Below are 16,415 nucleotides of genomic sequence, written 5' to 3'. Positions count from 1 at the left end.
ACGTATACAGATATACAGAGCTGCGGAGAGCGGGGTCAGCCGATTTCCAGCGTACCCACACCCTCCAGCAGAATCCTCAACGTCTCTTCGATCTGCGCCAGCTCTGCCGCGTCGCTGGCATGCACGATCTCCAGCAGGTCATCCCCACCGAACACCGCGGCATCCCCGGCTGCCACGGCCACCAGCAGGCGGTCGGCGCTCAAGGTGACCTTGAGGTCGCGCAGCAGGTAAGGGTCGTCGCCGAGGATGATCTCCAGCTCTTCTTCGTCCGGAAAGCGCGTCATCAGAAACATTTCGTCTGCGCTGCCGTGGCAGCACAGCAGCGCCATGTCGTCTTCTTCCTCGTCACGGGGGTTGGCCAGCAGCAGAGTGGCGGTGATGCGCATACGGGGGAACCTGTCATATGAATATGCCATGATTATACCCGACTACTGTCCGATCGGCTGGATTGCCCGTACCAGCGGTCTCGTACGACAACTCCTGCATGACCGAATATGTCGCCGCACCGCAAGAGTGCATGCCGGGCTCTGGGTAAGCTAGGTCGTTGGACCTCTTGAAATGTCGCCCCGCAGCGCCGGATTGGCTATGGTTGATCCGAACCGGGGTGACTTGCGACGCTTCACCCAATAACAAAGCCCAAGCGGAGTACCACAGATGGCGTTCTTCACCGCAGCCAGCAAAGCCGACTTCCAGCATCAACTGCAATCGGCCCTGGCTCAGCACATCAGCGAACAGGCACTGCCACAAGTGGCGCTGTTCGCCGATCAGTTCTTCGGCATCATCTCGTTGGACGAGCTCACCCAGCGGCGCCTCAGCGACCTGGCCGGTTGCACCCTGTCGGCCTGGCGCCTGTTGCAGCGCTTCGATCATGCCAAGCCAGAGGTGCGCGTCTACAACCCCGATTACGAACGTCACGGCTGGCAGTCCACCCACACCGCCGTCGAAGTGCTGCATCACGACCTGCCGTTCCTGGTGGACTCGGTGCGCACCGAGCTCAACCGGCGCGGCTACAGCATCCACACCCTGCAGACCACCGTGCTCAGCGTGCGTCGCGGCAGCCAGGGCGAGCTGCTCGAAGTGCTGGCCAAGGGTGCCCAGGGCGAAGACGTCCTGCATGAATCGCTGATGTACCTGGAAATCGACCGTTGCGCCAACGCCGCCGAGCTCAGCGTGCTGGCCCGGGAGCTGGAGCAGGTGCTGGGCGAAGTGCGGATGGCGGTGCAGGACTTCGAGCCGATGAAGGCCAAGGTTCGCGAAATGATCACGTTGGTGGAACAGACCGCGTTCGCCAGCGACGAGCAGGAAAAAGCCGAGATCACGGCGTTCCTCGAATGGTTGACCGACAACCACTTCACCTTCCTGGGCTACGAAGAGTTCGTGGTCGATGCCGATGCGCAGGGTGGCCAGCTGCGCTACGACCCGCAGTCGTTCCTGGGCCTGACCCGGCTGCTGCGTGCCGGCCTGAGCAGCGAAGACCTGCATATCGAAGACTACGCCGTGCAGTACCTGCACGAGCCGATGCTGCTGTCCTTCGCCAAGGCTGCGCACCCCAGCCGTGTGCATCGCCCGGCGTATCCCGACTACGTGTCGATCCGCCAGATCGACAGCGATGGCAAGGTACTCAAGGAATGCCGCTTCATGGGCCTGTACACCTCGTCGGTGTATGGCGAGAGCGTGCGCGAAATCCCCTACATCCGGCGCAAGGTCGCCGAGATCGAACGCCGCTCCGGTTTCCATGCCAAGGCGCACCTGGGCAAGGAACTGGCCCAGGTGGTCGAGGTGCTGCCGCGCGACGACCTGTTCCAGACCCCGATCGACGAGCTGTTCAGCACCGTCATGTCGATCGTGCAGATCCAGGAACGCAACAAGATCCGCGTGTTCCTGCGCAAGGACCCTTACGGGCGCTTCTGCTACTGCCTGGCCTACGTGCCGCGCGACGTGTACTCCACCGAAGTACGGCAGAAGATCCAGCAGGTGCTCATGGAGCGCCTCAAGGCCAGCGACTGCGAGTTCTGGACGTTCTTCTCCGAATCCGTGCTGGCCCGCGTGCAGTTGATCCTGCGCGTGGACCCCAAGAGCCGTCTGGACATCGACCCGCAGCAACTGGAAAACGAAGTGATCCAGGCCTGCCGTTCGTGGCAGGACGACTACGCCAGCCTGACCATCGAAAGCTTCGGCGAGGCCGCCGGCACCAATGTGCTGGCCGATTTCCCGAAAGGCTTCCCGGCCGGTTTCCGCGAGCGCTTCGCCGCGCATTCGGCAGTGGTCGACATGCAGCACCTGCTGGCGCTGTCCGAATCGCGCCCGCTGGTCATGAGTTTCTACCAGCCTCTGGCGCAGGGCGGCGAACGCCAGCTGCATTGCAAGCTGTACCACGCAGACACGCCACTGGCGCTGTCCGACGTGTTGCCGATCCTCGAGAACCTGGGCCTGCGCGTACTGGGCGAATTCCCCTACCGCCTGCGTCATCGCAGTGGTCGCGAGTACTGGATCCACGACTTCGCCTTTACCTACAGCGAAGGCCTGAATCTGGACATCCAGCAGCTTAACGACACGCTGCAGGATGCCTTCGTGCACATCGTGCGCGGCGACGCCGAGAACGACGCGTTCAACCGCCTGGTGCTCACCGCAGGCCTGCCATGGCGCGACGTCGCCTTGCTGCGCGCCTATGCGCGCTATCTCAAGCAGATCCGCCTGGGCTTCGACCTCGGCTACATCGCCAGCACCCTGAACAACCACACCGATATCGCCCGGGAGCTGACGCGGCTGTTCAAGACCCGCTTCTACCTGGCGCGCAAGCTGGCCGGCGATGACCTGGACGACAAGCAGCAACGCCTGGAACAGGCCATTCTGAGTGCCCTGGACGACGTTCAGGTGCTCAACGAAGACCGTATCCTGCGTCGCTATCTGGACCTGATCAAAGCCACCCTGCGTACCAACTTCTACCAGCCCGATGCCAACGGCCAGGTCAAGTCGTACTTCAGCTTCAAGTTCAACCCCAAGCTGATTCCAGAACTGCCCAAGCCGGTGCCCAAGTTCGAGATTTTCGTCTACTCGCCGCGAGTCGAAGGCGTTCACCTGCGCTTCGGCAACGTCGCCCGCGGCGGTCTGCGCTGGTCGGATCGCGAGGAAGACTTCCGCACCGAAGTACTGGGCCTGGTCAAGGCGCAGCACGTGAAGAACTCGGTGATCGTCCCGGTGGGCGCCAAGGGCGGGTTCGTCCCGCGCCGACTGCCACTGGGCGGCAGCCGCGACGAGGTGCAGAACGAGGCGGTGGCCTGCTACCGCATCTTCATCTCCGGTCTGCTCGACATCACCGACAACCTCAAGGATGGCAGCGTGGTGCCGCCGGCCAATGTCGTGCGTCACGACGATGACGACCCGTACCTGGTGGTGGCTGCGGACAAGGGCACCGCGACCTTTTCCGACATCGCCAACGGCATTGCCATCGACTACGGCTTCTGGCTTGGCGATGCGTTCGCCTCCGGCGGCTCGGCGGGCTACGACCACAAGAAGATGGGTATCACCGCCAAGGGTGCCTGGGTCGGCGTGCAGCGCCACTTCCGCGAACGCGGGATCAACGTGCAGAAAGACAGCATCACCGTCATCGGCATCGGCGACATGGCCGGCGACGTGTTCGGCAATGGCTTGTTGATGTCCGACAAGCTGCAACTGGTGGCGGCATTCAACCACCTGCACATCTTCATCGATCCCAACCCCGAGCCGGCCAGCAGCTTCGCCGAGCGTCAGCGCCTGTATGACCTGCCTCGTTCGGCGTGGAGCGACTACGACACCTCGATCATGTCCGCCGGTGGCGGCATCTTCTCGCGCAGTGCCAAGAGCATTGCCATCAGCGCGCAGATGAAAGAGCGCTTCGACATCAAGGCCGACAAGCTGACCCCGACCGAGTTGCTCAACGCGCTGCTCAAGGCACCGGTCGACCTGCTGTGGAACGGCGGTATCGGTACCTACGTCAAGTCCAGTGACGAGAGCCACGCCGATGTCGGCGACAAGGCCAACGACGCCCTGCGCGTGAATGGCAACGAACTGCGCTGCAAAGTGGTGGGCGAGGGCGGCAATCTGGGCATGACCCAGCTGGGCCGTGTCGAGTTCGGCCTCAACGGCGGCGCGACCAACACCGACTTCATCGACAACGCGGCCGGCGTGGATTGCTCCGACCACGAAGTCAACATCAAGATCCTGCTCAACGAAGCCGTGCAGGCCGGGGACATGACCGAGAAGCAGCGCAACCTGCTGCTGGGCAGCATGACCGAGGAAGTCGGCCATCTGGTGCTGGGCAACAACTACAAGCAGACCCAGGCGCTGTCCCTGGCGGCGCGCAAGGCCTACGAGCGACTGGCCGAGTACCGCCGCCTGATGGCAGACCTGGAAGCGCGTGGCAAGCTGGACCGTGCCATCGAATTCCTGCCGACCGAGGAGCAGCTCAACGAGCGCGTCGCGAACAAGCAGGGCCTGACCCGAGCCGAGCTGTCTGTGCTTATCTCCTACAGCAAGATCGACCTCAACGAAGCGCTGCTGGCTTCGGCAGTACCCGACGACGTCTATCTGACTCGTGACATGGAGACGGCCTTCCCGCCGTCGCTGGTCAGCAAGTACGCCGAGGCCATGCGCAGCCATCGCCTCAAGCGCGAGATCGTCAGCACCCAGATCGCCAACGACCTGGTCAACAACATGGGCATCACCTTCGTGCAGCGCTTGAAGGAGTCCACTGGCATGACCCCGGCCAGTGTGGTCGGGGCCTACGCCATCGTGCGCGACATCTTCCACCTGCCGCACTGGTTCCGCCAGATCGAGGCGCTGGACTACCAGGTGTCCGCCGATGTCCAGCTGGCTCTGATGGACGAGCTGATGCGCCTGGGTCGACGGGCCACCCGCTGGTTCCTGCGCAGCCGCCGTAACGAGCTGGACGCCGGTCGCGATGTGGCGCATTTCGGTCCGCACATCGCAGCGTTGGGGCTCAAGCTCGACGAACTGCTCGAGGGTCCGACCCGCGAGCGCTGGCAGACCCGCTACCAGGGTTATGTCGAGTCTGGCGTACCGGAGCTGCTGGCGCGCATGGTTGCCGGCACCAGCCACCTGTACACGCTGTTGCCGATCATCGAAGCGTCGGACGTCACCGGCCAGAATGCCGCCGAAGTGGCCAAGGCGTTCTTCGCCGTGGGCAGCAAGCTGGACCTGACCTGGTACCTGCAGCAGATCAGCAGCCTGCCGGTGGAGAACAACTGGCAAGCGCTGGCACGCGAGGCCTTCCGCGACGATATCGACCTGCAGCAGCGGGCAATCACCATTTCCGTGCTGAAAATGCAGGATGCGCCGGGTGACGTCGAAGAGCGTCTGGACCTGTGGCTGGAACAGCACGAGGTGATGGTCAAGCGCTGGCGTGCCATGCTCGACGAGATCAAGGCCGCCACGGGTACCGACTACGCCATGTACGCAGTGGCGAATCGCGAACTGATGGACCTGGCGTTGAGCGGAGGCGTGCAAGTCAGCTGAGGCGAGGTTGGCTTTTTCGCGGCCGATGACCGCTCCTACGGGTTATCCGTAGGAACGGTCATCTGCAACTAAGCGCTCAGCGCCTATCTCTGACCCGATCATCGCCCACAAAAAAACCCGTCATTCGACGGGTTTTTTCGTTCAGCTCATTTCAGCGTGGCATCAAGCCTGGACCACCGGAATGTTCGCGTTGGCCGCAGCATCGCGGAACTCGGCGATCTGGTCGAAGCTCAGGTAGCGGTACACATCGGCAGCCATGCTGTCGATGCTGGCCGCGTAGCCCATGTACTCTTCGACCGTCGGCAGCTTGCCCAGAATGGACGCGACAGCGGCCAGCTCGGCGGAGGCCAGGTACACGTTGGCACCATCGCCCAGGCGGTTCGGGAAGTTACGGGTCGAGGTGGACACCACGGTGGAGTTGGGTTCCACGCGTGCCTGGTTACCCATGCACAGCGAGCATCCCGGCATCTCCATACGTGCGCCAGCCTTGCCGTAGATGCCGTAGTAGCCTTCTTCGGTCAGCTGATGGGCATCCATCTTGGTCGGCGGCGACAGCCACAGGCGCGTCGGCAGTTGCCCCTTGACCTTGTCGAGCAACTTGCCGGCAGCGCGGAAGTGGCCGATGTTGGTCATGCACGAACCGATGAACACCTCGTCGATCTTCTCGCCCTGAACGGTGGACAGCAGACGTGCATCGTCCGGATCGTTCGGTGCACACAGGACCGGCTCTTTCAAGTCGCTCAGGTCGATCTCGATGATCTCGGCGTATTCGGCGTCGGCATCGGCACTCAGCAGTTCCGGGTTGGCCAGCCACGCTTCCATGGCCTGGGCACGACGTTCCATGGTCCGCGCATCGCCGTAGCCTTCGCTGATCATCCAGCGCAGCAGGGTGATGTTGGACTTCAGGTATTCGGCAATGGCCTTCTCCGGCAGCTTGATGGTGCAACCGGCGGCGGAGCGCTCGGCCGAGGCGTCGGACAGCTCGAACGCCTGTTCCACGGTCAGCTCGTTCAAGCCTTCGATTTCCAGGATGCGGCCCGAGAAGGCGTTGATCTTGCCTTTCTTCTCGACGGTCAGCAGGCCTTTCTGAATGGCGTAGTACGGAATCGCATGGACCAGGTCGCGCAGGGTGATGCCTGGCTGCATGGTGCCCTTGAAGCGCACCAGCACCGACTCGGGCATGTCCAGCGGCATGACGCCGGTAGCGGCCGCGAAGGCCACCAGGCCGGAACCGGCCGGGAACGAGATGCCGATCGGGAAGCGGGTGTGCGAGTCACCACCGGTGCCGACGGTGTCCGGCAGCAGCATGCGGTTCAACCAGCTGTGGATGATGCCGTCGCCTGGACGCAGGGATACGCCACCACGGGTGCGGATGAAATCCGGCAGGGTGTGGTGGGTGGTCACGTCGATCGGCTTCGGATAGGCCGCGGTGTGGCAGAAAGACTGCATGACCAGGTCGGCGGAGAAGCCCAGGCATGCCAGGTCTTTCAGCTCGTCGCGGGTCATCGGGCCAGTGGTGTCCTGGGAACCGACGGTAGTCATCTTCGGTTCGCAGTAGGTGCCGGGACGCACGCCCTGGTTCTCGGGCAGGCCGCAGGCCTTGCCGACCATCTTCTGCGCCAGGGTAAAGCCCTTGCCGGTGTCGACCGGGGCTTCGGGCAGCTTGAACAGATCGGTCGGGCCCAGGCCCAGCTCGGCGCGTGCCTTGTCGGTCAGGCCGCGGCCGACGATCAGCGGGATACGGCCGCCAGCGCGGACTTCGTCGAGCAGTACGGGCGTCTTGAGTTCGAAGGTGGTGATCACCTCGTCGCTGTCGTGCTTGCAGACTTTACCCTGGTGCGGGTAGAGGTCGATCACGTCACCCATGTTGATGTTCGACACGTCGAACTCGATCGGCAGGGCGCCGGCGTCTTCCATGGTGTTGTAGAAGATCGGGGCGATCTTGGTGCCGAAGCAGAAACCACCAGCGCGCTTGTTCGGCACGTACGGGATGTCGGTACCGAAGAACCACAGCACCGAGTTGGTCGCCGACTTGCGCGATGAACCGGTACCGACCACGTCGCCCACGTAGGCGACCGGGTAGCCGTCGGCGTACATCTGGGCAATCTGCTTCATCGGGCCGATCGAGCCCTGCACGTCGGGCACGATGCCTTCGCGGGCCATCTTCAGCATGGCGAGGGCGTGCAACGGGATGTCCGGGCGCGACCAGGCGTCGGGCGCAGGCGAAAGATCGTCGGTGTTGGTTTCGCCGGTGACCTTGAAGACGCGCAGGCTGATCTTGTCGGCCAGGGTCGGACGCTTCTTGAACCATTCGCCGTCGGCCCAGGATTGCAGTACGCCTTGAGCGTGGGCATTGCCGTTCTTGGCTTTTTCCGCAACGTCGTGGAAGGCATCGAACATCAGCAGGGTGAACTTGAGCTGTTCGGCAGCCACCGGCGCCAGGGTGGCGTCGTCGAGCAGTTCGACCATGGTGGCGATGTTGTAGCCACCCTGCATGGTGCCGAGCAGTTCAACGGCACGCTTGCTGTCGATCAGCGGCGAAGTGACTTCGCCCTTGGCCAGGGCAGAAAGAAAGCCGGCCTTGACGTAGGCGGCTTCGTCGACGCCTGGTGGCACGCGGTTGGTGATCAGGTCGACCAGGAAAGACTCTTCGCCGGCGGGAGGGTTTTTCAGCAGCTCGACCAGGCCTGCGGTTTGTTCGGCGTTAAGCGGCTGGGGCACGATACCCTGGGCGGCACGCTCTTCGATGTGTTTGCGATAGGCTTCAAGCACAGTTATTACCCTCATCAGTGGTCCCGGAAGGGACGCTCATCCAGAGAACGCCTGCATCCATGCGCACGGTCTTTTCGGCCGTTCAGTCAGGAGGGCAGGTGTTCCATGCAGAAGCTGTTTTCAAAGTTTTACGCCGGTAGAAGGGAAATCTGATGAGGGCTGGCACCGGACGAGCGGTGCCAACACCCTTCTACTGGATCAACTGTGCTCGTGACGCTTTGAAAACAGCTTCCAATGGACATTGGCGCCTAAAAAGGCTGCATGATTCTACTTTATTTCGCGCAGGAAGTTAAGTTAAGCCCCACGATTTCTGGGGTGACCCCTGTTAGACAAAGGACTAACATGCGCCCGGTGTTCCACCGTCCAGCGTGCCGATCCACCATGTCCAACCATTCCATCAAGACGCCCTGCGTGGGCCTGTGCTCCACCGTCTACGGTGACCTGGTATGCCGGGGCTGCAAGCGCTATCACCATGAAGTCATCCATTGGAACGGCTATGACGAAGCGCAGAAACGCGCGGTATGGATTCGTCTGGAGCAATTGCTGGTGCAGGTAATGGTCGCCAAGGTGGAAGTGTTCGACCCGTCGAAACTGCGCCAACAACTGGAACAACGCAAGATCCGTTTCGTCGAGCGGCAGTCGGAGTACTGCTGGGCCTACCAGTTGATCGCCCGCGGCGCCCGCGTGATCAACAACCTGGAGGCTTACGGTCTGGTGCTGCTGCCCGAGTTCCGCGACTGGGATCTGCCGCAGCTGCGCGATGCCATCGATCGGGAGTTCTTCATTCTGTCCGAGGCGCATTACCAACGTTATATCGCGCCGGCGTTCGTGCGCGAGCTGACCGAACAGCGCATTATCTGAAGTCGACCCTGCGCTGAGGCCTTCGCGGGCAGAGACCCGCTCCCACAGGGTCCGCACCAGCTCCTGTGGTAGCGTGTCCTCGCGGGCAGAGGCCTGCTTCCACAGGGTCCGCACCAGCTCCTGTGGTAGCGTGTCTTCGCGGGCAGAGACCCGCTCCCACAAGGACCACAACAGTCTCTGTGGGAGCGGGTCTCTGCCCGCGAAGAGGCCCGCCCTGACACCCTCACAACCCCGGACACCCCCATGCTCATAGTCGCCGACGAAAACATCCCGCTGCTCGACGCATTCTTCGAAGGCTTCGGTGAAATCCGCCGCTACCCGGGCCGAGCGATCGACCGGACGGCTGTCGCCGATGCCGATGTCCTGCTGGTGCGCTCGGTAACCCAGGTCGATCGCACCCTGCTCGAAGGCAGCAATGTACGCTTCGTCGGCACCTGCACCATCGGCACCGACCACCTCGACCTCGATTACTTCGCCGCAGCCGGTATCCACTGGGCCAGCGCCCCGGGATGCAATGCCCGAGGCGTGGTCGACTACGTGCTCGGCAGCCTGCTCACCCTGAGCGAAATCGAAGGGCTGGCGTTGCCCCAACGCTGCTACGGCATCGTCGGCGGCGGCCAGGTGGGCGGGCGGCTGGTACAGGTACTGCGCGGCCTGGGCTGGGATGTGCGGGTGTGCGACCCATTGCGTGCGGCAAGTGAGGGCGGCGACTTCGTCAGCCTGGAACACATCGTCGAGCACTGCGACGTGATCAGCCTGCACACGCCCCTGACCCGCGACGGCGACCACCCAACCTGGCACCTGTTCGACAGCCCGCGCCTGCGCGCGCTCAAGCCGGGTACCTGGCTGATCAATGCCGCGCGCGGCCCGGTGATCGACAACGCTGCATTGCTTGAAGTGCTGCTCGAACGCGAAGACCTGCAGGCGGTGCTCGACGTCTGGGAGCACGAACCCGCAGTCGACCGTGCGCTGGCCGACTGCTGCGTGATCGGCACTCCGCACATCGCTGGCTACAGCCTCGACGGTCGCCGTCGTGGCACGGCGCAGATTCATCAGGCGTTGTGCGACTTTCTCGGTCGCAGCGTCGATGTCCACCTGGACGACCTGCTGCCCAGGCCCTGGCTCGGCGAGGTCAGCCTGAGTGCCGACAGCGATCCGGCCTGGGCGCTGGCCATGCTCTGTCGGGGCGTCTACGACCCGCGGCGCGACGATGCCGACTTCCGTCGCAGCCTGGCCGTCGACAGCCCGCATGACCTTCCTCATGAAGCCGACGATGCCCGGCAGCGGCTGGCCTTCGACCAATTGCGCAAGCACTACCCGCCGCGTCGCGAAATCGAAGGGCTGCGCGTGCGCATCGACGGTCCTGCACCGGAGCTCGAACGCATCGTCGTAGCTCTGGGGGCGGTGCTGGTCCGGACCGACACCTGAGACTGGGTGCCAGAACGTCGAAACCCGGCATCAGGGCCGGGTCTCGTGGGCAGCAGGGCGGTTGGGTCGATCAGTCTTTGCCGACCGGCTTCACCACGTGTTCTTCCAGTTCGCGGCAGGCGTCCTGCACCATGTTTTCGGTGATGGGTACTTCACGCCCCTGTTCATCGATGATCGCGCCCCCAACGGGCTCCTGGGGTTTCACACGTAGCACGTCGATGCGTTTATGCGTGTCGTCATGCGAGCTCATGGCCTGTCTCCTCTTCAGATGTGTGCGCCGTCTGTTTCGGGCTGCTTCCTAGCTGACTTTGTCCGTTTGCTGGAGTTCCACTGTAGTCGATCGGGCGTCTGGGTGTAGGCTTGCAGATCATCTGAAAACGGATCACCTCCCTTGCAGCTATTGTCTTCGGGTCAGCGTCGCGGTTTGCGCCTGGCCTGGCGCTTCATGCGCCCCTATCGCTGGCAGGCCATCGGCGCGCTGCTGGCACTGCTGGTAACCGCCGGCATCACCCTGTCCATGGGCCAAGGCATTCGCATGCTGGTCGACCAGGGCTTCATGACCCAGTCGGCACACCTGCTCAATCGTTCCATCGCCGTGTTCATGGTGCTGGTACTGGCTTTGGCCACGGGAACGTTCGCGCGCTTCTATCTGGTGTCCTGGATCGGCGAGCGCTGCGTCGCCGATATCCGCAAGCAGGTGTTCGACCATTTGGTCCACTTGCATCCGGCGTTCTACGAAAACAACCGCAGTTCGGAAATCCAGTCAAGGCTGACCACCGACACGGCGTTGCTGCAATCGGTGATCGGCTCGTCGCTGTCGATGTTCCTGCGCAACCTGTTGATGGTGATCGGCGGGGTGGTGCTGTTGTTCGTCACCAACCCCAAGCTCACCAGTATCGTGGTGGTCGCCCTGCCACTGGTGCTGGCGCCGATCCTGATGTTCGGGCGTCAGGTGCGGCGTCTGTCGCGGCAGAGCCAGGACCGCATCGCCAATGTCGGCAGCTACGTAGCCGAAACCCTGACCCAGATCAAGACCGTGCAGGCCTACAACCACCAGGCCGAAGACCAGAAACGCTTCGCCGTCACCGTGGAGCAGGCGTTCGACACGGCCCGGCAACGCATCGTCCAGCGTGCATGGCTGATTGCATTGGTGATCGTGCTGGTGCTGGGTGCCGTCGCGGTGATGCTCTGGGTCGGTGGCATGGACGTGATCGGCGGGCGCATTTCCGCAGGCGAACTGGCCGCGTTCGTGTTCTACAGCCTGATCGTGGGCAGTGCCTTCGGCACCTTGAGCGAAGTGGTCGGGGAGCTGCAGCGCGCCGCCGGTGCCGCGCAGCGCATTGCCGAGCTGCTGCAGGCGCGCAGCGATATCCAGCCGCCCAGCGTCGGTCTGCAGCAACTGCCGCCGCGGGTCACGGGGGCGCTGGCGCTCGACGAGGTGATATTTGCCTACCCTGCGCGCGAAGCGGCACCCGCCATTCGCGGCCTGAGCCTGCAGGTCAGGCCGGGCGAGACCCTGGCGCTGGTTGGCCCCTCCGGCGCAGGCAAGTCGACGCTGTTCGATCTGCTGCTGCGTTTCTACGACCCGCAGCAGGGCCGCATTCTCATCGATGGGATCGACCTGCGCCAGTTGGATCCGCAGGACGTGCGTCGGCAGTTCGCCACGGTGTCGCAGACCCCGGCGCTGTTCTTCGGCAGCGTCGAGGACAATATCCGCTATGGCCGGGCCGACGCCACGACCGAGCAGGTCGAGGACGCCGCGCGCATCGCCCATGCGCACGACTTCATCATGCAACTGCCGCAGGGCTACCAGACGCCGCTCGGCGATGCTGGCGTGGGGCTTTCGGGAGGCCAGCGTCAACGCCTGGCGATTGCCCGCGCCTTGCTGGTCGATGCCCCGATCCTGCTCCTGGACGAGGCCACCAGCGCTCTGGACGCGCAAAGCGAACACCTCATCCAGCAGGCCATGCCGACGCTGATGCAGGGTCGCACCACACTGGTCATCGCCCACCGCCTGGCCACGGTACAGAACGCCGACCGTATTGCAGTGATGGATGAGGGGTGTCTGGTGGCGCTGGGAACCCACGCCGAGCTGGTGGCCAGCAATGCGCTCTACGCGCGCCTGGCCCACTTGCAGTTCGGTCGCTAGCGCAAGCGGCCCCCAAGGCTGGGGGCCGCGATCATCAACGGTATTGGCAGAGGTAGGCGGTTTCCACTTCCACAGTCAGTTGGAATTTGCTGTTGGCAGGCACGTTGAACTGGCTGCCGGCAGTGAAGGTTGTCCATTCGCTGGCATCGGGCAGCTTGACCGTGAGGGCGCCGGAAACCACGTGCATGATTTCGCTCTGGGCTGTACCGAATTCATACTCGCCCGGTGCCATGACGCCGATGGTGGCAGGGCCGTCCGTTTCGGAAAAAGCAATGGACTTCACGGTGCCGTCGAAGTACTCGTTGACCTTGAACATGAGGCGGTTCCTTGCGGAGGATTGGAAAGGGCTGGCCAGTATGCCCAAGCCCTGGCAGGTCGTCATCCGCTTTACGGCGCGAGCACCATAGGCAGCAGCCGCGCCGTGTTGCGTGCGTCTTCGAGGGCGCGGTGCTGCTGGCCGCAGAACTGCAGTCCGGCCAGTTGCAGGGCACTGGTCAGGCCGAGCGGACGCGGCAGCTGGCGAGCCTTGGCAAAGCGCTGCTTGAGGTTGATGTGGGGCACTCGCGCCAGTGCGCTTTCCAGGTTGAGCCGCTGCCAGTCCTGCAGCAACTGCAGCCGGTCGTAATCGCCCCAGCTGACCCAGCCCTGCAGTTGCCCGCGGTGGGGTGACAGCCACTGCTCGAAGCTTTTCCACACCTGGGTCAACACCGCCGCGGCGTCCACGTCCGCTTGCTCAATGTGGGTCAGCGTTCGACAGAACGGGGTCAGGCTGGGGCGTCGCAACGGTTTGACGAATCGCTGGAAGTGATCCACCTCGCGTCCGTCGCGGTTGACCAGGCTTGCACCGATCTCGATGATTTCCATTTCAGTGACCGGCCAACCACCTTCATCGGTGGTGGCTTCCAGGTCGACGACCAGCCAATGCGGCATACCAGGCTCCCAGGCACATGCGCTTAGAGCCTAGAGCACAACCGCAGGCAAAGAGTTCCGATATCCCTGCAACCGCGCAATAGCGCAGTTCGATGCTGCCTGCCGCAGGCGGACGGGGGAGTGCCGGGCACCGGCACAGGGTTTAGCAGTTGTCAGCCTGACGTAAAACCCCTAGCGTACGTGCTTCGCGAAACGGCTGGTGGGGGTTTTCTGTCTTGAAGCACGGTTATGTTAAGGCGGCCCTGCCACGTCTGTTGCTGGCTGCACTGGTTCCATGGCTAGCGGCACTGTGGGCATCGGGCACGCAAGCGGCCCAGGAAGTACGCATCGGCGCGGCGCATTTTCCGCCGTACGTCGTGCACCCCGAACAGGGTCGCAACGAAGGCCTGTTGCCCTCGCTCATCGAACAGCTCAACCAGGTGCAGACCACCTGGCACTTCGTTCTGGTGCCGACTTCGATCGCGCGACGCTATCAGGATTTCGAACGCGGTCGGGTCGACATGGCGATCTTCGAGAACCCGCTGTGGGGGTGGCAGCGCATCAAGCACAGTGCGGTCGATCTTGGGCTGGAGGATGCCGAGGTGTTCGTGGCGCTGAAGCAGGGCAATGACCAGGACTTCTTCGCTGATCTGAATGGCAAGCGCATGGCGCTGTTCTACGGTTATCACTACGCGTTCGCGGATTTCGACGCCAACCCGCAGTATCTGCTGCGCAGGTTCAACGCCGTGCTGACGTATTCCCACGAAAGCAACCTGATGATGGTGGTACGCAAGCGGGCCGATATTGCGATGGTCACCCGGTCATTTCTGAGCGATTTCGTCGCACGCAACCCGGATATCGGCTCGCAGCTGCTGGTTTCGCAACGGTTAGACCAGATCTACCGACACTACGCGCTTATTCGCCCCGGTGCGCCGATCAGTGCCGAAGAGTTCACCACCCTGATGCAGCAGATGCACGCCAGCGGCAGATTGCTGCCTATCTTTGCGCCAGCCAAAGTGGCCGTGCTGGCGCAACCTGCTCGCCGTGTGGTGGTGCGCAACCCTGCAGCCAAGCCCTGAAAGGCCTAGCGATAGGATTGACGCCCCGAGACGCGAGAGACATACGCCCGGCTTTCGCGTTCAGCTTCCTCGCGGGTCGCGAAGGGGCCTTCCAGAGTCTTTTCCCGAGTGCTGAAAAAATAGAAACCGTTGACCGTGCTGAATCGTTCGGCACGAAAGTGCGTGGTTTCAACAAGGTCCTGCGCACGCTTGCCAAACATGATGTGCGTCCTGTGTAGAAATGGATCTTGGAGGTGGATCGGGCGAGTTCGCCGCCGGCATCATCGTTGGCAAACGATGATGCCGGCGGCGAGAGCTTAAAGCATTTCCTCGGGCCGCACCCACTGGTCGAACTCGGCTTCGCTCAAGTAGCCCAGGGCCAGCGCCGATTCGCGCAGTGTCAAGCCTTCAGCGTAGGCCTTCTTGGCGATCTCGGCGGCCTTGTCGTAGCCGATGTGCGGGTTGAGCGCGGTGACCAGCATCAAGCCACGCTCGAGATGCTCGCCCATCTGCTGCGCATCCGGCACCAAACCGGCGACGCAGTGTTCCTGGAAATTGCGGCAGCCATCGGCCAGCAGCTTGATGGACTGCAGCAGGTTGTGAATGATCACCGGCTTGTACACGTTGAGTTGCAGGTGACCCTGGCTTGCGGCGATGCCGATGACCACGTCGTTGCCCATGACCTGGCAAGCGAGCATGGACAGCGCCTCGCACTGGGTCGGATTGACCTTGCCGGGCATGATGGAGCTACCCGGCTCATTGGCCGGCAGTTTGATCTCGGCCAGCCCTGCCCGAGGCCCCGAACCCAACAGGCGGAAATCGTTGGCCAGTTTCATCAAGGCCACGGCGAGGGTCTTGAGCGCGCCCGAGAGGCTGGTCAACGGCTCGTGGCCGGCCAATGCCGCGAACTTGTTCGGCGCGGTGACGAACGGCAGCCCGGACAGCGCCGCCAGCTCGGCGGCGATGGCTTCACCGAACCCCTTGGGTGCATTGAGCCCGGTACCCACCGCAGTGCCGCCCTGGGCCAGCTCACACACGGCGGGCAAGGCGTTGCGGATGGCCTTCTGGGCGTATTCGAGCTGCGCCACGTAGGCCGAGACTTCCTGGCCGAAGGTAATCGGCGTGGCGTCCATCATGTGCGTGCGGCCGGTCTTGACCAGCTGCGTGTGGCGTCCGGCCAGCTCGGCCAGGCCCTCGCCGAGCACCGCGATTGCCGGCAACAAGTCAGCCTGCACGGCTTGCACGGCGGCGATGTGCATGGCAGTGGGGAAGCAGTCGTTGGAGCTCTGCGAACGATTGACATGATCGTTGGGATGCACTGGCGACTTGCCGCCGCGGCCCTTGCCGGCCAGTTCGTTGGCGCGCCCGGCGATCACCTCGTTGACGTTCATGTTGCTCTGGGTGCCGCTGCCAGTCTGCCAGACCACCAGGGGAAACTGGTCGTCATGCTCGCCTGCAAGCACTTCGTTGGCGGCTTGCTCGATCAGTCGGGCGATGTCGGCCGGCAGGTCACCGTTGCGATCGTTGACCCGCGCCGCGGCCTTCTTGACCAGCGCCAGGGCATGCGAAACCGGCAGCGGCATGCGCTCCTCGCCAATGGCGAAGTTCACCAGCGAACGTTGGGTCTGGGCGCCCCAGTAGGCCTCTTCAGGAACTTCGACCTGTCCCAGGCTGTCTGTTTCGATACGACTCATGCGGTTCATGCTCCTTGTTGTCGATCTCGC

Annotated in this window: 12 protein-coding genes; 5 read left to right on the top strand and 7 right to left on the bottom strand. The window is 63.2% G+C overall.

The window, feature by feature from the left end:
• Positions 1 to 35: 35 nt before the first annotated feature.
• Complete coding sequence (locus IFU31_RS16625; RefSeq protein ID WP_192103795.1) at positions 36 to 386, bottom strand: hypothetical protein; 351 nt, start codon at positions 384 to 386, stop codon at positions 36 to 38.
• 268 nt (positions 387 to 654) lie between these two features.
• Between IFU31_RS16625 and IFU31_RS16620 the strand changes: the two genes are divergently transcribed.
• Positions 655 to 5,514, top strand: coding sequence for an NAD-glutamate dehydrogenase (locus tag IFU31_RS16620; protein WP_122479101.1), 4,860 nt, complete (start codon positions 655 to 657; stop codon positions 5,512 to 5,514).
• Between the two features lie 162 nt (positions 5,515 to 5,676).
• On the opposite strand, the gene acnB is transcribed toward IFU31_RS16620, so the two are convergent.
• Entirely contained in the window at positions 5,677 to 8,286 is a 2,610-nt protein-coding gene (acnB, locus tag IFU31_RS16615; protein ID WP_192103885.1) for a bifunctional aconitate hydratase 2/2-methylisocitrate dehydratase, read from the bottom strand.
• Positions 8,287 to 8,667: 381 nt separating this feature from the next.
• On the opposite strand from acnB, the gene IFU31_RS16610 reads away from it, so the two are divergent.
• Positions 8,668 to 9,147 (top strand): DUF1289 domain-containing protein, encoded by a 480-nt coding sequence (locus IFU31_RS16610; protein WP_122479098.1) that lies wholly within the window; start codon positions 8,668 to 8,670, stop codon positions 9,145 to 9,147.
• A gap of 243 nt (positions 9,148 to 9,390) precedes the next feature.
• The gene (pdxB, locus tag IFU31_RS16605) at positions 9,391 to 10,575 is read left to right on the top strand and encodes a 4-phosphoerythronate dehydrogenase PdxB (RefSeq protein ID WP_192103794.1); all 1,185 of its coding nucleotides are present in this window, start codon (positions 9,391 to 9,393) and stop codon (positions 10,573 to 10,575) included.
• A gap of 70 nt (positions 10,576 to 10,645) precedes the next feature.
• Here pdxB and IFU31_RS16600 read toward each other — a convergent pair whose 3' ends face one another.
• Entirely contained in the window at positions 10,646 to 10,825 is a 180-nt protein-coding gene (locus tag IFU31_RS16600) for a PA1571 family protein (protein ID WP_192103793.1), read from the bottom strand.
• A gap of 195 nt (positions 10,826 to 11,020) precedes the next feature.
• Between IFU31_RS16600 and IFU31_RS16595 the strand changes: the two genes are divergently transcribed.
• Positions 11,021 to 12,724, top strand: a complete 1,704-nt coding sequence (locus IFU31_RS16595; RefSeq protein ID WP_192103883.1) for an ABC transporter transmembrane domain-containing protein — start codon at positions 11,021 to 11,023, stop codon at positions 12,722 to 12,724.
• A gap of 34 nt (positions 12,725 to 12,758) precedes the next feature.
• Here the strand turns inward: IFU31_RS16595 and ppnP are convergent, their stop codons facing one another.
• Positions 12,759 to 13,040, bottom strand: a complete 282-nt coding sequence (ppnP, locus tag IFU31_RS16590) for a pyrimidine/purine nucleoside phosphorylase (protein WP_185793816.1) — start codon at positions 13,038 to 13,040, stop codon at positions 12,759 to 12,761.
• Between the two features lie 71 nt (positions 13,041 to 13,111).
• Positions 13,112 to 13,654, bottom strand: coding sequence for an exonuclease domain-containing protein (locus IFU31_RS16585; RefSeq protein WP_192057495.1), 543 nt, complete (start codon positions 13,652 to 13,654; stop codon positions 13,112 to 13,114).
• Between the two features lie 215 nt (positions 13,655 to 13,869).
• Between IFU31_RS16585 and IFU31_RS16580 the strand changes: the two genes are divergently transcribed.
• Complete coding sequence (locus tag IFU31_RS16580; RefSeq protein WP_244657689.1) at positions 13,870 to 14,712, top strand: substrate-binding periplasmic protein; 843 nt, start codon at positions 13,870 to 13,872, stop codon at positions 14,710 to 14,712.
• A gap of 5 nt (positions 14,713 to 14,717) precedes the next feature.
• On the opposite strand, the gene IFU31_RS16575 is transcribed toward IFU31_RS16580, so the two are convergent.
• Together IFU31_RS16575 and IFU31_RS16570 are read right to left on the bottom strand one after the other, a co-directional pair.
• Positions 14,718 to 14,912, bottom strand: coding sequence for a DUF6316 family protein (locus IFU31_RS16575; RefSeq protein ID WP_122479086.1), 195 nt, complete (start codon positions 14,910 to 14,912; stop codon positions 14,718 to 14,720).
• Between the two features lie 96 nt (positions 14,913 to 15,008).
• Positions 15,009 to 16,385: a class II fumarate hydratase gene (locus tag IFU31_RS16570; RefSeq protein ID WP_122479084.1), complete on the bottom strand. Its 1,377-nt coding sequence runs from the start codon at positions 16,383 to 16,385 to the stop codon at positions 15,009 to 15,011.
• Positions 16,386 to 16,415 lie beyond the last annotated feature (30 nt).

This window comes from Pseudomonas sp. CFBP 13602, from assembly GCF_014842725.1.
In the GTDB taxonomy this organism is placed as follows: Bacteria; Pseudomonadota; Gammaproteobacteria; order Pseudomonadales; family Pseudomonadaceae; genus Aquipseudomonas; species Aquipseudomonas baltica.
The sequence above is the reverse complement of the archived record's forward strand: the minus strand, read 5'-3'. Positions and strand labels throughout refer to the sequence as shown.

What these genes read in the sequence shown, in the direction of transcription:
- ppnP (WP_185793816.1), bottom strand. Translation starts at nt 13,040, where the DNA reads ATGTTCAAGGTCAACGAGTACTTCGACGGCACCGTGAAGTCCATTGCT.
- IFU31_RS16610 (WP_122479098.1), top strand. Translation starts at nt 8,668, where the DNA reads ATGTCCAACCATTCCATCAAGACGCCCTGCGTGGGCCTGTGCTCCACC.
- IFU31_RS16595 (WP_192103883.1), top strand. Translation starts at nt 11,021, where the DNA reads ATGCGCCCCTATCGCTGGCAGGCCATCGGCGCGCTGCTGGCACTGCTG.
- IFU31_RS16570 (WP_122479084.1), bottom strand. Translation starts at nt 16,385, where the DNA reads ATGAGTCGTATCGAAACAGACAGCCTGGGACAGGTCGAAGTTCCTGAA.
- IFU31_RS16600 (WP_192103793.1), bottom strand. Translation starts at nt 10,825, where the DNA reads ATGAGCTCGCATGACGACACGCATAAACGCATCGACGTGCTACGTGTG.
- pdxB (WP_192103794.1), top strand. Translation starts at nt 9,391, where the DNA reads ATGCTCATAGTCGCCGACGAAAACATCCCGCTGCTCGACGCATTCTTC.
- IFU31_RS16585 (WP_192057495.1), bottom strand. Translation starts at nt 13,654, where the DNA reads ATGCCGCATTGGCTGGTCGTCGACCTGGAAGCCACCACCGATGAAGGT.
- IFU31_RS16625 (WP_192103795.1), bottom strand. Translation starts at nt 386, where the DNA reads ATGCGCATCACCGCCACTCTGCTGCTGGCCAACCCCCGTGACGAGGAA.
- IFU31_RS16620 (WP_122479101.1), top strand. Translation starts at nt 655, where the DNA reads ATGGCGTTCTTCACCGCAGCCAGCAAAGCCGACTTCCAGCATCAACTG.
- IFU31_RS16575 (WP_122479086.1), bottom strand. Translation starts at nt 14,912, where the DNA reads ATGTTTGGCAAGCGTGCGCAGGACCTTGTTGAAACCACGCACTTTCGT.